Source organism: Pseudomonas sp. KH_046_1 (assembly GCF_057839025.1).
In genome coordinates this window covers 1,051,510-1,066,665 of the sequence record NZ_CM174481.1, presented here as the reverse complement: position 1 = coordinate 1,066,665, position 15,156 = coordinate 1,051,510, and the positions used below count along the sequence as shown (strand labels likewise).

Here is a 15,156-nt window from a genome sequence, read left to right as displayed (position 1 = left end):
GACGTGTTTACGAGTGCGAATGCTGCGAGTGCGGATGCAGGTGACGTTCGATCAGAACGTCTTGTCGCCGATAATCCCGGCACGCTCCATCTTGCGATGGCACGGCGGGTAATCCATGACGGCGTAGTGCTGGGTACTGCGGTTGTCCCAGATGGCGATGCTGTTGGGCTTCCAGCGCCAGCGCACCTGATACTCAGGGATGTACGCCTGGCTGATCAGGTAACGCAGCAACTCACCGGCGCCGGGGTTGGCGTCCTGGCCGAAGCGCACCCGCTCAGGGGTGTGGTAGTTGCTGAAATGGGTGGTGAAGGCGTTGACGAACAGCACCTTCTCGCCGGTTTCCGGATGGGTGCGCACCACCGGGTGTTCGGCGTCCGGGTACATCGCCTTGAGCGCCAGGCGTTTTTCAATCGGCATGGCGGCACCGAAGCTCGCTTCGATGCTGTGGCGGGCACGCAGGTCGGCAATCTTGACCTTTACGTCTTCCGGCAAGTTCGCATAGGCCTGGACCATGTTGGTCCACATGGTGTCGCCGCCCACTGGCGGGCATTCCACGCAACGCAGCACGCAGCCCATTGGCGGCGCTTCGCGCCAGGTAGCGTCGGTGTGCCAGGCGTTTTCGTAGCGGTCCATCGGCTGGTCCGGATTCTTGTAGATCCGCACCAACCCGGGATGATCAGGATCACTGCCGGCCACCGGATGATCCTCCAGCTCGCCGAAGCGTCGGGCGAAGGCCACGTGCTCGGCGCGGGTGATGTCCTGGTCACGCAGGAACACCACGCGGTGCTTGAGCAGCTGAGCACGAATCTCGGCAAACAGACCGTCGTCATGCACCGCGTCGGCCAGGTTGACGCCGATCAGTTCGGCGCCAATGCTGCAGGTCAATTGTTCGACTTTCATGGCTGGCTGCTCCTTAAATGACGAAAATCGACGAACCGGTAGTCTTGCGAGATTCAAGGTCGCGATGGGCCTGCACGGCATCCTGCAAGGCGTAGTGCTGGTTGATCTCGATCTTGATCCGGCCGCTGCCGACATGGTCGAACAACTCGCCAGCCAGGGCGGCTTTTTCCGCAGGGTCGCTGATGTAGTTGGCCAGGGCCGGACGGGTCAGGTACAGCGAACCTTTCATCGCCAGCATCACCGGATCGAACGCCGGGATCGGTCCGGATGCGGTACCCACGCAGACCATCAGGCCACGGGGTTTGAGCGAATTCAGGGAGCCTTCGAAGGTGTTTTTGCCAACACTGTCGAACACCACGTTGACGCCCACGCCATCGGTCAGTTCGCGAACGCGAGCGGCGACATCTTCATGGCTGTAATTGATTGTATGGTCGCAACCGTGAGCCCGGGCGATTTCCGCCTTTTGCTCGGTCGAAACCGTGCCGATCACGTTCAGGCCCAGCAGTTTGGCCCACTGCGAAACGATCAGCCCGACACCGCCAGCGGCGGCATGCAACAGGATGCTGTCGCCCGGTTTGAAGTCGTAGATGCGGCGCATCAGGTACGAGGACGTCAAACCGCGCATGGTCATCGCAGCAGCGGTCTCGAAGCTGATGGTTTCCGGCAGCTTGATCAGCGGCGCGGCCGGGATCAGGCGCTCGGTGCTGTAGGCGCCGAGGGTGTTGAGGAAACCGGTGTAGGTGACGCGATCACCGACCTCGACGTTGGTGACCCCTTCACCAACGGCCTGGACTACGCCAGAGGCCTCGACGCCCATGCCGTTGGGCATCGGAATCGGGTAGGTGCCGTTACGGAAATAGGTGTCGGCATAGTTCAGGCCAACCGCCACATGACGAAGGCGAACCTGACCCGGACCGGGTTCGCCGACTTCGACGTCCTCATAACGTAGAACTTCGGGACCACCGGTTTCGTAGAAGCGTACGGCTTTGGCCATTTTTCTTATTCTCCAATCTGCAATATGGGCGTGTTGCATTGAATTGCGCTGATTGGACTGTAGGACGAGGCCTGTCGGGACGCTTCTCATCAGACGACAATGGCTTTTCATTTGGTGACAGGCAGAAACGGGATCGTCTAGCCGGTCCCACCGCCACCTGCGCTATCATCGCCCGCTTCCACGCCCCAAGAGTCTTGAACCCGGATGTCCGACACGCTGCCACTGCCCGACGATCACCAAGCCCTGCCGCCAGTCCTGGCCGGCCCGCTGTTGCGGCGTCTGGAGCCCACGCGGCTGGTGCTGTGGCTGGTGGGTTCCCGGGCGCTGACACTGACCCTGCGTTTGCAGGGCGTCGGCGATATCCGTCTCGATGCCGGGCAATGCACGGTGATTGCAGTGGGTGCTCATGCCTTTGTGCACTTGATCGATGTGCAACTCGATGGCGCCCTGCCCTGCGATGAATCGATCGACTATGACCTGCTGATCGATGGCACAGAACAAGGCATCGCTGACTGGGCGCCGCACCTGCTGTATGGCGACGCCCGTTGCCCGAACTTCGTCCTGCGCGCACGGGTCGACCAGTTGCTGCACGGCTCTTGTCGCAAGCCTCATCACCCGGCGACAGACGGCTTGCTGTGCGTCGACCGGTTGCTGGCGCAGGAACACGCCGCCAGGGACCGCCCGGCACTGCTGATGATGACGGGCGATCAGGTCTACGCCGACGATGTCGCGGGGCCGATGTTGCGGGCGATTCACGCCTTGATCGAGCGCCTGGGCCTGTTCGGGGAACACCTCGAAGGCGCGGTGGTCAGCGACAGCGCCAGGCTCTACGAGCATCCGGCCAGTTACTACCACCGCGCGGATCTGCTGCCGGCACTGCAAAGCAATGAAACCCTGCGCGAGCGATTTTTCGGTGGCGCGCGCAAGCCGATTTTCACCAGCAGCAGTGCCGACAATCACCTGGTGACCTTCGCCGAAGTCATGACCATGTACTTGTTGGTCTGGTCGCCAGTGCCCTGGACCCTGATCGCGCCCCAGGCACCGACACTGACGCCGGAAAGGCTCAAGCGCTATGCCCTTGAACAGACGCGCATCGATGCCTTCAAGGCAGGCCTTGGCAACGTCGCGCGGGCGCTGGCGCATCTGCCGACGCTGATGATTTTCGACGACCACGACATCACCGATGACTGGAACCTTAGCGCGCAATGGGAGGAAACCGCCTACGGCCATCCGTTCTCCCGGCGCATCATCGGCAACGCGTTGCTGGCGTATATGTTGTGCCAGGGCTGGGGCAACAATCCGGATGCTTTCGCCGCTGTGCTGGATAAGGCCGGCGCGTTGAGCGACAGCACACACCAGAGTCACCTCGACAGCACCGTTCAGGATGATTTGATCGATGACCTGCTGAAGTTTCAGCACTGGCATTACGTGCTGCCGACCACCCCGGCCATGGTGGTGATCGACACCCGCACCCGACGCTGGCGCAGCGAAATGAACCTCAAGCAGCCTTCCGGTTTGCTCGACTGGGAAGCCCTGAGCGAACTGCAACAGGAACTGCTGGACCACCCGAGTGCGATCATCGTTTCGCCCGCGCCGATCTTCGGCGTCAAGCTAATTGAAACCGTGCAGCGGGTATTCAGCTGGTGCGGTTTTCCTCTGCTGGTGGACGCGGAAAACTGGATGGCCCATCGCGGTGCGGCGCAGGTGATCCTGAATATTTTCCGGCACTCGCGCACGCCGGGTAACTACGTGGTGCTGTCGGGCGATGTGCACTATTCCTTCGTCTACGAAGTGCTGATCCGCCACCGCAAGGCCGGGCCGCGCATCTGGCAGATCACCAGCAGCGGCATCAAGAATGAATTCCCCGCCACCCTGCTCGAGTGGTTCGACCGCCTCAACCGCTGGCTGTACTCGCCACGCTCACCGTTGAACTGGCTGACCAAACGGCGGCGCATGCGCATCGTGCCCCACGTGCCGGAACACGCCGAAGCCGGTGAGCGGCTATGGAATTCGGCGGGGATCGGGCAGGTGTTCTTTAATGAAAAAGGTCAGCCGCAGGACATTTTTCAGCACAACTCCAATGGCTCGCCGAAGACCCGGATGGTGGCGCCCGAAAGCGGCGAGTGATCACAAAAAACTGTGTGCGAGCTTGCTCCGGGCGGCGTACCGACGATTGCAATCTGTCAGTCACTTTAGTGGTGACTGCCACACCGTCATCGCGAGCAAGCTCGCTCCCACAATTGATCGGAGTCGCTCATGGACCTCACCCGAACCCTGATCATTGGTAATTCCGGTTCCGGCAAGAGCTGGCTGGCGCAGCGGCTGGCCGAACAACTGTGTGTGCCCTGGACCGATCTCGACCGGATTCACTGGCTGTCCGACGAACACAGCATCCCCCGCCCCCGAAATGAAGCGCTGGGTATGGCGCACGGGGTGGCAAGTGAAGAGCGCTGGGTGATCGAAGGGGTTTACGGCTGGATCGTCAGCGAAATCCTCCACCGCGCCACAGCGTTGATCTGGCTGTGTATTGATGACGTTGATTGCATCGCCAACATTCGCCGGCGGGAAGCAAAGGATGACGAACGACTGGTGGCATTGCTTGAGTGGGCGGGCAGCTATCGCACCCGTGACGACTCAAGTGGTTTTTCTGCGCATCAGCGACTGTTTGAAGGGTTTACCGGTCCCAGGATTCAACTGATGGATCGGAAAGAAATCACCGACTTCGCTTCAGAAGTAGGAACAATACCCATCAGTTAAGGCACAAAACCTGTGGGAGCGAGCTTGCTCGCGATAGCGGAATGTCTGTCAACGAAGATGTTGACTGTGTAATCGCCATCGCGAGCAAGCTCGCTCCCACAGGTATTGCGGTACCCAAGGAGCGTATTTCAGGCCTCTTTCACCACGCCACTCACCCCTCTGACAATCATCTCCACCTCCCGCTCATCAATGGTCAGCGGCGGTAGCAGGCGAATGGTTTTGCCCCGCGTGACGTTGATCAGCAAGCCATGATCCCGGGCGGCGATCAGGCTCAGGTCGCGGATCGGTTGCTTGAGTTCGATGCCGATCATCAGGCCCTGGCCGCGGATTTGCGAGACGTTCGGGTTGCCCGCCAGTTCTGTGCGCAATCTTTCGAGCAGGCGCTCCCCCTGAAGCCGGGCGTTTTCCAGCAGCCCTTGTTCTTCAACGATCTCCAGCACGGTGCAACCAACCCGACAGGCCAACGGATTACCGCCAAAGGTGCTGCCGTGGCTGCCCGGCGTGAAGAGCTCGGCCGCCTTGCCACGGGCCAGGCACGCGCCAATCGGCACGCCGTTGCCCAGGCCCTTGGCCAGGGTCATGACGTCCGGGACGATACCTTCGTGCTGGAACGCGAACCACTGACCGGTGCGGCCGATGCCGGTCTGGATTTCATCGAGCATCATCAGCCATGAGCGCCGGTTGCACAGTTCGCGCACAGCCTTGAGATAGCCCGCTGGCGCCAGTTGCACGCCGCTTTCGCCCTGGATCGGCTCCATCAGGATCGCCACGATCCGCGAGCCAAAGGCCTGTTGCACCTTGTCCAGCGCGTCGAGATCGCCGAACGGCACTTTGACGAAATCCCCCGGCAGCTTGTTGAAACCCAGGCGTACCGCCGGGCCGTCGCTGGCCGACAAGGTGCCGAGTGTGCGGCCATGGAACGCATTCTCCATGACCACCACCAGCGGCTGCTCGATGCCCTTGTGCCAGCCATGCAGCCGGGCGATTTTCAGTGCGGTTTCGTTGGCTTCGGCCCCGGAGTTGTTGAAAAACGCCCGGTCCATGCCCGCCAGCCGCGTCAGTTTCTGCGCCAGCCGCTGTTGCCAGTCGATGCTGTAGAGGTTCGAGGTGTGCAGCAGCAACCCGGCCTGTTCAACGATGGCGGCAACGATTTTCGGGTGGGAGTGGCCGACATTGGTCACCGCCACACCCGCGACCGCGTCCAGGTATTCGCGACCGGCCTGATCCCACAGGCGAGTACCCAGGCCCTTATTGAAACTCAAGGCCAAGGGTTGGTAAGTGCTCATCAGGCAGGCGGCGGTCATGACATCAAGCTCCAGCAAGGGTCGGTGTTTTTGCAGTATGGTTAGCCACCCGAGCTGGATAAACGCCGAAAAACTTCAATCATTTAAAAGCAGAGCTTGATAATGGATCTGTTCCAGGCAATGACCGTCTACGTGAAAGTGGTGGAGACCGGCAGCATGACCGCCGCCGCTTTGCAGTGCGAAATGTCCACGACCATGGTCGGCAACCACCTCAAGGCCCTGGAGCAACGGCTGGGTGTGCGCTTGCTCAACCGCACAACGCGGCGCCAGCGGCTGACCGAGTTCGGCGCCGCGTATTACCAGCGCTGCCTGGAAGTGTTGGGGTTGGTGGCCGACTCCGAGCGCTTGGCCGAGCAGGCGTTGGACGAACCGAGCGGCATCTTGCGCATCACCGCGCCCTTGACCTTCGGTACCGAACGCCTGGCGCCGGCATTGAGTGAATTTAGCCGGCAAAACCCGCGGGTGAAACTCGACGTGGTACTGACCAACCGTCGCCCGGATCTGCTGGAAAACGGTCTCGATGTAGCGTTTCGCCTCGGCGCGCTGGAGCCCTCCAACCTGATCGCCCGCCCGCTGATCGACTACACCCTGACCATGTGCGCCTCGCCGGAATATCTCGCCCGCCGGGGCACGCCACAGACACCTGAAGACCTGCGACACCACGACTGCCTGTCCTTTGCCTATCCGGCCGGGGATGACTGGCAATCGGTGCAAAAGGAATGGCGCCTGGCCGGTCCCGATGGCGAAGTCAGCGTCGGGGTCGGCGGGCCGATGCTGATCAACAGTTCGGCGGGGTTGCATCAAGCGGCGCGAACCGGCATGGGCATCGTGATGATGCCCGACGCCCTGGTCGAGCAGGATCTCAAGGACGGAAAGCTGTTGGCCCTGATGCCCGATTACTGTCCGCCCAGCCGGCCGATGCACCTGGTCTATGCCCAGGATCGCCACCGTTTGCCGAAACTGCGGCGCTTCGTCGAATTCGCCGTACAGAGGTGGGGCAAGCACCCATCGGCCGAATAGGCCATGAATTTACATCCCCGACTTCACCAGCACCGGCTGTTCCTGATAACGATTCGGGTACAGCTGCTTCAACTGCGCGACCTTCGGCAAATCGTTGATCACGATGTACGGATAGGTCGGATGCTCGGTCAGGAAGTCCTGATGCTCCTCCTCCGCCGGGTAGAAACCGTTGAAGGTTTCCAGCTTGGTCACGATCGGCTTGTCGAAGGCATGGGCGGCGTCGAGCTGGGCGATGTAGGCCTGTGCGACCCGCTGCTGCTCAGTGCTTTTGGTAAAGATCGCCGAGCGATATTGAGTACCGGTATCCGGTCCCTGACGGTTGAGTTCGGTCGGGTTGTGCGCCACCGAAAAGTAGATCTGCAGCAAGGTGCCGTAGCTGACCTGAGTGGGATCGAAGGTCACTTCGACCGATTCCGCATGGCCGGTATTGCCATTGCTGACGCGCTCGTATTGTGCGGTATTGGCCGCTCCGCCCGCGTAGCCGGAGACGGCGTTCTTCACGCCTTTGACATGCTGGAACACCCCTTGCACACCCCAGAAGCAGCCACCGGCGAACACGGCGGTTTCGCTGCGGGCCTGGGTGGTTTCGTCGAGGGCCGGCGGTGGAAGGATTACCCCCTCTTCGGCGCCACCGAAGGAGAAGGCCGAGCATTGGCTGATGATGCCGGCAGCCGCCAGCCCCAGCAGGGTACGGCGCCAGGTAAAGAGTGTTTTCATGGGGTGAACTCCTGAAGCGTTGATAATTATCAGCCGAAGGTGAAGGCGTAAGCCGACGCACCCGGGTCAAGAAACTCGATACTGAAAGTCCGGTCGGTCACGCCGCCGCTCTGCCGCACCAATTGATACAAGCGCTGGTCGGTCACGGTGCCGCTGCCATCGGGGGCCACGTCCATGCCGTGGTCATCGCCCGGCGCGTTGCCGTCGATCAGCACCTTGAAGCGCACCGGTTTGCCATCGGCGCCAGGGCCGAGCACCAAATGCAAATCACGGGCGTGGAAGCGATAGACGATGCGGCTGGCCGGTGCGCTGGCGGTGGCCCGCTCCGGACCGACATGCCACTGGCCTCCCAGGCTCCAGTCGTTGAGGGCTAGATGTGCCGGCGGGTTGTAGGCCGCGACCTTGTCTGGCACCAGCGCGGTTTCCGGTACGAAATGCTCGGCACGCTGGTAGCCGACATAGGTTTCCGGCGACTGCACGGCATCGCTGTCGGGGGCCATTTGCACACCGTCGGCCTTGGCACTGATCAGCCCGTCGGCGACCTTGGCCGCACCCGCCTCGCGCAGCAATTGCTGGATGACCCGCTCCGATTCGGCGTACTTGCCTTCGCCGAAGTGGTGATAACGAATGCGTCCTTGTGCGTCGGCAAAGTAATGCGCCGGCCAATACTCGTTGTTGAAGGCGCGCCAGATCTTGAACTCGTTGTCGATGGCCACCGGGTAGGTGATGCCCAGGTCTTTCATGGCCTTGGTGACGTTGCCGACGTCACGCTCGAAGGCAAACTCCGGCGCATGCACACCGATCACCACCAGGCCCTGATCGCGATATTTCTCGGCCCAGGCCTTCACATAGGGCAGCGAACGCAGGCAGTTGATGCAGGAGTAGGTCCAGAAATCCACCAGCACGACCTTGCCCTTCAAGGCCTGGGCATCGAGGGGTGGCGAGTTGAGCCATTGCACCGCGCCATCCAGAGGCGGCAGGTTGCCTTCGACCGGCAAGGTGCCTGGGGATTTATCGGCCACTTGCGCCGCGCCCCCGGAGGTCGTGTTTTGCGCCACCATCGCGCCGCTGTTGCGCGGCGACTTACCGCTCAGTTTTTCCACCAGCGCTTGCTCGATACCACCGGTCGACGCCGTGGAGAGCCGCGCCAGAACTCCCGTGTCCAGGCCCAGGGCAATCGCCGCCACACCGGCCAGCATCGCCGCGCCCAGGCCGCGACGCAGCCATTCGCCCGCACCAATCGAGCGCTTCATCGCGGTGAAGACTTTGCCGCCCAGCAACAAGGCCAGCGCTAGGGACGTGGCGGCACCGGCGGCATACGCCAGCAACAAAAAGGTGGTTTGAATGCTGGCGCCTTGCAGCGCCGCGCCGGTCAGCAGCAGACCGAGAATCGGCCCGGCACACGGCGCCCACAGCAGGCCGGTGGCCACGCCGATCAGCAACGAAGCACCGGGACGTGGCCGCGCATCGGCGCCCGCCGCTTCCGACAAACGACTGCCCGCCGCCACCAACGGCCGGGTCAGGCGTTCAGCCAATTGCGGCAGCAGCAACGTCAGACCGAACAACGCCACGAACACCAGCGCCAGCCAGCGCCCGTACTGGTTGAGTTGCACCACCCAGCCACCGCCCACCGCCGCCAACGTGGCAACCAGCGCGAAGGTCAGCGCCATGCCCACCAGCAGCGGCAACCCGCTTTTGACGAAGGGTTGCCCGGTGCGGGCGAAGACAAACGGCAACACCGGCAGAATGCACGGGCTGACAATGGTCAGCACACCACCGAGATAAGCGAGGACCAGCAGCCACATGGCGATTACCTGCAAAAAGTGAGTGGAAGGGAATCACACCGTCTTGGGCACGAATTTCATCGCCAGGCCGTTCATGCAGTAACGCAGGCCGGTGGGTTTCGGGCCGTCGTCGAAGACATGGCCCAGATGCCCGCCGCAGCGCCGGCAGTGCACCTCGTCGCGGACCATGCCGAACGCACGGTCCTGGCGGGTCGCCACGGCCTTGTCCAGCGGTGCCCAGAAACTCGGCCAACCGGTGCGGCTGTCGAATTTGGTCGCCGAGGAAAACAGCGGCAACTCGCAACCGGCGCAGACGAAGGTGCCGTCACGGTGCTCGTTGTTCAGTGGGCTGCTGTAGGCGCGCTCTGTGCCTTCTTCGCGCAGGATGTCGTACTGCTCATCGCTGAGGATGGCGTGCCATTCGCTGTCGCTGTGGGTCACTTCGAACGCCTCGGCCGCGCTGGCCTCGCTGATCAATGCAGTGCCTGTGGAAAACTTCGGCAACAGGCCGATTGCCAGGGCTGCCACTCCCAGCCCACCGCTCGCTGCAAGAAATTGCCGTCGTGAAAACATGCTCGTCTCCAAAAAATCCAGGGGTGTCTCATGGAACACAGCCTAGGCTTTGGGTGATCGCCAAATCCTCACGGGAAGTTAAACAATTCGTGATAACTCAGACCCCGAAAAACCCGCACAATGCATCTGCCCGAACTGTAGGAGCGAGCCTGCTCGCGATGGTGGTTCAGACACAGTGGTGTCGACTGACACTCCATCGCGAGCAGGCTCGCTCCTACAGGGGCATTGCGCATCATGCGTGCATCGCACTGAAGGATTGAGCTGTATGGAACAGACCAAACGCGTCCTGGTGGTCGAGGACGATATGCACATCGCAGACCTGATCTGCCTGCATCTTCGCGATGAGCAGTTCGAGGTGGTGCACAGCGCCGATGGCGATGAAGGCATGCGCCTGCTGCAGCAAGGCAACTGGGACGCACTGGTCCTCGACCTGATGCTGCCCGGTGTCGACGGCCTGGAAATCTGCCGCCGCGCCCGCGCCATGGCCCGCTACACGCCGATCATCATCACCAGCGCGCGCTCCAGCGAAGTGCACCGGATTCTCGGCCTGGAGCTGGGTGCCGACGACTATCTGGCCAAGCCCTTTTCCATGCTCGAGCTGGTGGCACGGGTCAAGGCGCTGCTGCGCCGGGTCGATGCCATGGCGCGCAACCTGAAGATGGACGCCGGCAGCCTGCTCACCGACGGCCTGGCCATCGACCCGATCACCCGCGAAGTGTCCCTCGACGGACGGCGCCTGGACCTCACGCCCCGGGAATTCGACTTGCTGTATTTCTTCGCCCGCCAGCCCGGCAAGGTGTTTTCGCGCATGGACCTGCTCAATGCCGTGTGGGGCTACAGCCACGAAGGCTACGAGCACACGGTCAACACCCACATCAACCGCCTGCGCGCCAAGATCGAGGCCGACCCGGCGCAACCGGTGCGCATCCTCACGGTCTGGGGCCGCGGCTACAAATTCGCCACAGGCGAGGAGCCGCAGCCATGAGGCTGACCCTGACGCAACGCCTGTCCCTGGTGTTCGCCGTGCTGCTGCTGGTGTGCTGCGGCACGTCGGCGTGGTTGCAGGTGCGCTCCAACCAGATGCATGAGCAGGAAGTGGTGCAAGGGTTGTCCCGGGACCTGGCGCAGCACATCGCCAGTGACACGGTGCTGATGGACACCCAGGGCTTGATGCCCAATGCCGTGCGTGACCTGTTCAGCAAACTGATGCAGGTCAACCCGAGCGTCGAGGTGTACCTGTTGGACACCGAGGGCAAGATTGTCGGCAGCGCCGCGCCCGAGGGCCGGATCCGTCGCGAACGGATAGACCTGGCGCCGATCCAGCGCCTGTTGCGGGGCGATGCCCTGCCGATTCTCGGCGACGATCCGCGCAGCGTCGATGCGCGCAAGGTGTTCAGCGCTGCGCCACTGAAGGTCGACGGCAAGCCGGCCGGTTATCTCTACGTGGTGTTGCTCGGTGAGGATCACGATCGCCTCGCCGAACGCGGTGCGACCAGCGCGGCGCTCAACACTGCGTTGCTGTCCATCGGCCTGGTGGCGCTGCTGTGCCTGATTGCCGGTCTGACGGCGTTTGCCCTGATTACCCGGCCATTGCGCCGCTTGACCGAAACTGTCAGCCAGTTCGACATCGATGGCGTGCCGGTCACACCGGCCCTGCCCGTCGCAGTGGAAAAAGCCGCCAGCCACGATGAAATCGCCGTGCTCGATGCGGCGTTCCGACAGATGCAGACCCGCCTGGGCGAGCAATGGCGCTCGTTGACTCGCCAGGATCAGGAGCGCCGCGAACTGGTGGCGAATATCTCCCACGACTTGCGCACGCCGCTGGCCTCGTTGCACGGCTATCTGGAAACCCTGTCGCTCAAGGACGCCACGCTGTCCCCTGCCGACCGCCGTCGTTATCTGGGCATCGCCCTGGACCAGAGCCGCAAGGTGGGCGGTCTGGCGCAGTCGCTGCTGGAACTGGTGCGGCTGGAACACGGCTTCGTGCAGCCGGTGCTGGAACGTTTTTCCCTGACTGACCTGGCCCAGGACATCTTCCAGAAATTCGAACTCACTGCCGAAGCGCGCAAAGTCGAACTCAAGGCCACCTTCGCGCCCAACGCCTCGGTGGCCTGCGCGGACCTCGGGTTGATCGAACGGGTGCTGACCAACCTGTTCGACAACGCCCTGCGCCATACCCCGGCCGGTGGCGAGGTCGAACTGGGTCTGCGCCCGCAAGGCTCATTCATCGAAGTCACGGTCAGCGATACCGGCCCCGGCATCGCCCCGGAACTGCGCGAAGGGTTGTTCCTGCGCCCGTTCAATATCGGCGGCGCACGGCGTGATGGCGGTTTGGGGCTGCGGATCGTGCATCGCATCCTGCAATTGCACGGGCGCGAGATTCAGTTGATCGATGTGCCGGGGCGCGGGGCGACGTTCCGGTTTTCGTTGCCGATCGATGAGGAAACGGCGACTGCTTTCGCGAGCAGGCTCGCTCCTACAGGGGAGCAAAAAAATGACCAGCCGCCCGTTGATCCGTGACAACGCCGCCCCGGTCCAATAGATTAGGCGACCTGAAAAAGCCCCCGGGCTTTCTCGCCCCAATTCAAGTTATAGAAGTAGTGAAATTTCAATGTCCGATTCCAATACCGCTGAAACCGTAGTCACCTTGTCGTCCAAAGCGGAATACGAAAACTCCATCAATCTTTCACAACACGTGTCCCAGGCCAAGACCATCAGCGAGATGGTGCTGGACGCTTTCCAGTCCACCCGCGAAAGCGACCAGATCCGCGAGCTGCGCACCGCGATCCGTCAGGCTCACGACAGCTTCGACGATGACAAAGCCTACGAACTGATGGGCCAGCTCAAGCAACTCAAGGACGCCGAGGCCGCCGACATCGCCGCCCTCGAAGACCTGAGCAGCAAATTCCCGATCAGCCGCATCCTGTCCAGCTTCAAGGACGACCCGGCGTTCCAGGAAATCGTCTACGGCCTGGCCCTGAAGGTGCTGAACCAGACCCACCAGGCCATCAGCAACCCGAGCGGCGGCAAGAGCAAAGCGGCCAAGGCCAAGAAAGAAGTCGAAGTGTTCACCATCAGCAGGGACGGCATGAGCGTCACCTTGCCGCTGCGCACTCCGCGCTCGCGCCTGAACATCGACCGTGAAGCCTTGGAATTCCTCGGTTTCACCTTCGTTGGTGAAGGCGAGGAAGCAGAGCTGGAAAGCGAGACGTTCCTGGACAACAGCGGCGCCGAGCAAGCGGTCAACCGCAAGAACATCATCACCGCCCTGCAGCAGCAGACCGCGTTCGATGGGTACAGCATCGCTGCGCAGTAAGGCGCCCCACCCTGATCTGTGGTGAGAAGACTGCCTGTGGCGAGCGAGCTTGCTCGCGCTGGGCTGCGAAGCGGCCCCAAAAATCTGACAACACTTGCTGATTTTTGTGAGTGCTCCGCACTCAAGCGGGAGCAAGCTCCCTCGCCACAGATACTTCACAGCCCCACTCAAGAGCCCCGCCATCAGTGCGGGGCTTTTTATTGCCCGTGATTCGGGCAAAACCGCGATTACTCTTCCAGTATCGACGCAGAACACCACTTCCCTTCACCCATGAGCACCACGGGTCCGCCTGCGGGGAGCGTCAACTCACTTTCCAGCCCAGACCTCAGTGGTGCAACTGCCGAGGTCATCATGAACACGCCCCCCTTGTATCGCCAGTTGGCCAACCACTACCTGGACGCTATCCGCAGCGGCACCCTGAAAACCGGTGAACGCCTGCCCTCGATCCGGTTGATGATGGAGAAACACGCCGTCAGCCTGTCGACCGCCGTGCAGGTGTGCCGGGAACTGGAAGACTGCGGTGTGCTGGAGGCCCGGCCGCGCTCCGGCAACTACATTCGCCAGCCCGACACCCTGCCCAGGTCCGCCCCGATTGCCCTGGCGCCAGCGCTGGATACCCGCGCGTATGTCGGCATTCATGAACAGGTCTCAACGGTGTTGAAGGCCAGCCAGCGCGCGACGATCAAGGTCAATTTCGCCAGCGCCTACTGCGCGCCGGAGCTATATCCGCTCAAGACCTTGCAAGACCACATGATCAAGGCGCTGCGCTACGATGCCTGCCTGCTCGGCGCTGCGGGCTCGACCTGCGGCAACAGCGCATTGCGCAACATCCTGGCCCGGCGGGCACTGGCCAGCAAGACCCACCTGGCCCCCGAGCGGATCGTGATCACCAACGGCGCCACCGAAGCAATCAACCTGGCCTTGCGTGCAGTCACCCGCCCCGGCGACACCGTGGCCGTGGAGTCGCCGACCTTCTACGGTCTGCTGCAAATTCTCGAAAGCCTGAACCTGCGCGTGCTGGAAGTCCCGGCCTCGGCCCACACCGGGCTCAATCTGCAGGCCCTGCAACGGCTGCTGCAAGGCCCCGAACGGGTCAAGGCGCTGATCGTCATTCCCAACCTGCAAAACCCGCTGGGCAGCATCATGCCCGACGCCAACAAGGCGCGGCTGGTGAAACTGTGCGCCGAGCACGACACCGTGCTGATCGAGGACGACACCTACGGCGACCTGGTGGACAGCGAGCAGCCGCTGTCCACGCTCAAACATTGGGATAGCACCGACAACGTGATCTATTGCGCCTCGCTGAACAAAACCCTGGCACCGGGCATGCGCCTGGGCTGGATCAGCGCCGGCAAATGGCACGACCGCGTGGAGATGCTCAAGCATGCGCAGTCGCGGGGGTGCGAGGCGTTATCGCAATTGGCGGCCAGTGAATTCATGCGTACACCGTCCTACGAGCGTTACCTGCGGCGGTTGAGGAAAACCCTGACCCAGCAACGTCAACAGATGAGCGAGGCGATTACTCGCTACTTCCCCCTCGGCACCCGCGTGAACAATCCCCAGGGCGGCACGTTGTTATGGGTTGAACTGCCTCGCCGGCATTCGTCCATCGCGTTTTTTCACGAGGCGCTGAAGGTCGGCATCCAGATTTCCCCTGGGGATATCTTTTCCAATGCCAGGCGCTTCGATCACTTTGTGCGCATTGGCTGTGGCGCGCCGTATTCGCCGCGGATTGATGAAGCCGTGCTGACCTTGGGCCGCTTGCTCCAACATCAGGGTTGACCGCGATCC

At 62.2% G+C, this 15,156-nt stretch carries 13 protein-coding genes; 7 read left to right on the top strand and 6 right to left on the bottom strand.

The window, feature by feature from the left end; all coding sequences use genetic code 11:
• Positions 1–51: 51 nt before the first annotated feature.
• Together AC3IT9_RS04770 and AC3IT9_RS04765 are read right to left on the bottom strand one after the other, a co-directional pair.
• Positions 52–900 carry a TauD/TfdA dioxygenase family protein gene (locus AC3IT9_RS04770; RefSeq protein ID WP_007979208.1) on the bottom strand — a complete coding sequence of 283 codons (849 nt, stop codon included), beginning with the start codon at positions 898–900 and terminating at the stop codon, positions 52–54.
• A 13-nt stretch (positions 901–913) separates the two neighbouring features.
• The gene (locus tag AC3IT9_RS04765) at positions 914–1,894 is read right to left on the bottom strand and encodes a quinone oxidoreductase family protein (protein WP_150754905.1); all 981 of its coding nucleotides are present in this window, start codon (positions 1,892–1,894) and stop codon (positions 914–916) included.
• 204 nt (positions 1,895–2,098) lie between these two features.
• Between AC3IT9_RS04765 and AC3IT9_RS04760 the strand changes: the two genes are divergently transcribed.
• Together AC3IT9_RS04760 and AC3IT9_RS04755 are read left to right on the top strand one after the other, a co-directional pair.
• A complete protein-coding gene (locus AC3IT9_RS04760) occupies positions 2,099–4,021 on the top strand; it encodes an alkaline phosphatase D family protein (protein WP_489272213.1) in 1,923 nt (640 codons plus the stop codon).
• 129 nt (positions 4,022–4,150) lie between these two features.
• Positions 4,151–4,651, top strand: coding sequence for a P-loop NTPase family protein (locus AC3IT9_RS04755; protein ID WP_489272212.1), 501 nt, complete (start codon positions 4,151–4,153; stop codon positions 4,649–4,651).
• Between the two features lie 128 nt (positions 4,652–4,779).
• Here AC3IT9_RS04755 and AC3IT9_RS04750 read toward each other — a convergent pair whose 3' ends face one another.
• Entirely contained in the window at positions 4,780–5,955 is a 1,176-nt protein-coding gene (locus AC3IT9_RS04750) for an aspartate aminotransferase family protein (protein ID WP_489272210.1), read from the bottom strand.
• A gap of 102 nt (positions 5,956–6,057) precedes the next feature.
• Between AC3IT9_RS04750 and AC3IT9_RS04745 the strand changes: the two genes are divergently transcribed.
• Positions 6,058–6,975 (top strand): LysR family transcriptional regulator, encoded by a 918-nt coding sequence (locus tag AC3IT9_RS04745; protein WP_489272209.1) that lies wholly within the window; start codon positions 6,058–6,060, stop codon positions 6,973–6,975.
• A 9-nt stretch (positions 6,976–6,984) separates the two neighbouring features.
• On the opposite strand, the gene msrA is transcribed toward AC3IT9_RS04745, so the two are convergent.
• The 3 genes from msrA to msrB are packed head-to-tail and all read right to left on the bottom strand — an operon-like array spanning position 6,985 to position 10,049.
• Entirely contained in the window at positions 6,985–7,692 is a 708-nt protein-coding gene (msrA, locus tag AC3IT9_RS04740) for a peptide-methionine (S)-S-oxide reductase MsrA (protein ID WP_489272208.1), read from the bottom strand.
• A gap of 29 nt (positions 7,693–7,721) precedes the next feature.
• On the bottom strand, positions 7,722–9,497 hold the full coding sequence (locus AC3IT9_RS04735) for a cytochrome c biogenesis protein DipZ (RefSeq protein ID WP_489272207.1): 1,776 nt from the start codon (positions 9,495–9,497) through the stop codon (positions 7,722–7,724).
• Between the two features lie 33 nt (positions 9,498–9,530).
• Positions 9,531–10,049, bottom strand: coding sequence for a peptide-methionine (R)-S-oxide reductase MsrB (gene msrB / locus AC3IT9_RS04730; protein ID WP_489272205.1), 519 nt, complete (start codon positions 10,047–10,049; stop codon positions 9,531–9,533).
• Between the two features lie 265 nt (positions 10,050–10,314).
• On the opposite strand from msrB, the gene AC3IT9_RS04725 reads away from it, so the two are divergent.
• From AC3IT9_RS04725 to AC3IT9_RS04710, 4 genes are all read left to right on the top strand, one after another.
• On the top strand, positions 10,315–11,034 hold the full coding sequence (locus AC3IT9_RS04725) for a response regulator transcription factor (RefSeq protein WP_008000098.1): 720 nt from the start codon (positions 10,315–10,317) through the stop codon (positions 11,032–11,034).
• Positions 11,031–12,569 (top strand): sensor histidine kinase, encoded by a 1,539-nt coding sequence (locus AC3IT9_RS04720; protein ID WP_489272204.1) that lies wholly within the window; start codon positions 11,031–11,033, stop codon positions 12,567–12,569. Before AC3IT9_RS04725 ends, AC3IT9_RS04720 begins: the two co-directional genes overlap by 4 nt.
• Positions 12,570–12,660: 91 nt before the next feature.
• A complete protein-coding gene (locus AC3IT9_RS04715; RefSeq protein WP_489272203.1) occupies positions 12,661–13,365 on the top strand; it encodes a hypothetical protein in 705 nt (234 codons plus the stop codon).
• A 351-nt stretch (positions 13,366–13,716) separates the two neighbouring features.
• Positions 13,717–15,147 carry an aminotransferase-like domain-containing protein gene (locus AC3IT9_RS04710; protein WP_489272201.1) on the top strand — a complete coding sequence of 477 codons (1,431 nt, stop codon included), beginning with the start codon at positions 13,717–13,719 and terminating at the stop codon, positions 15,145–15,147.
• Positions 15,148–15,156 lie beyond the last annotated feature (9 nt).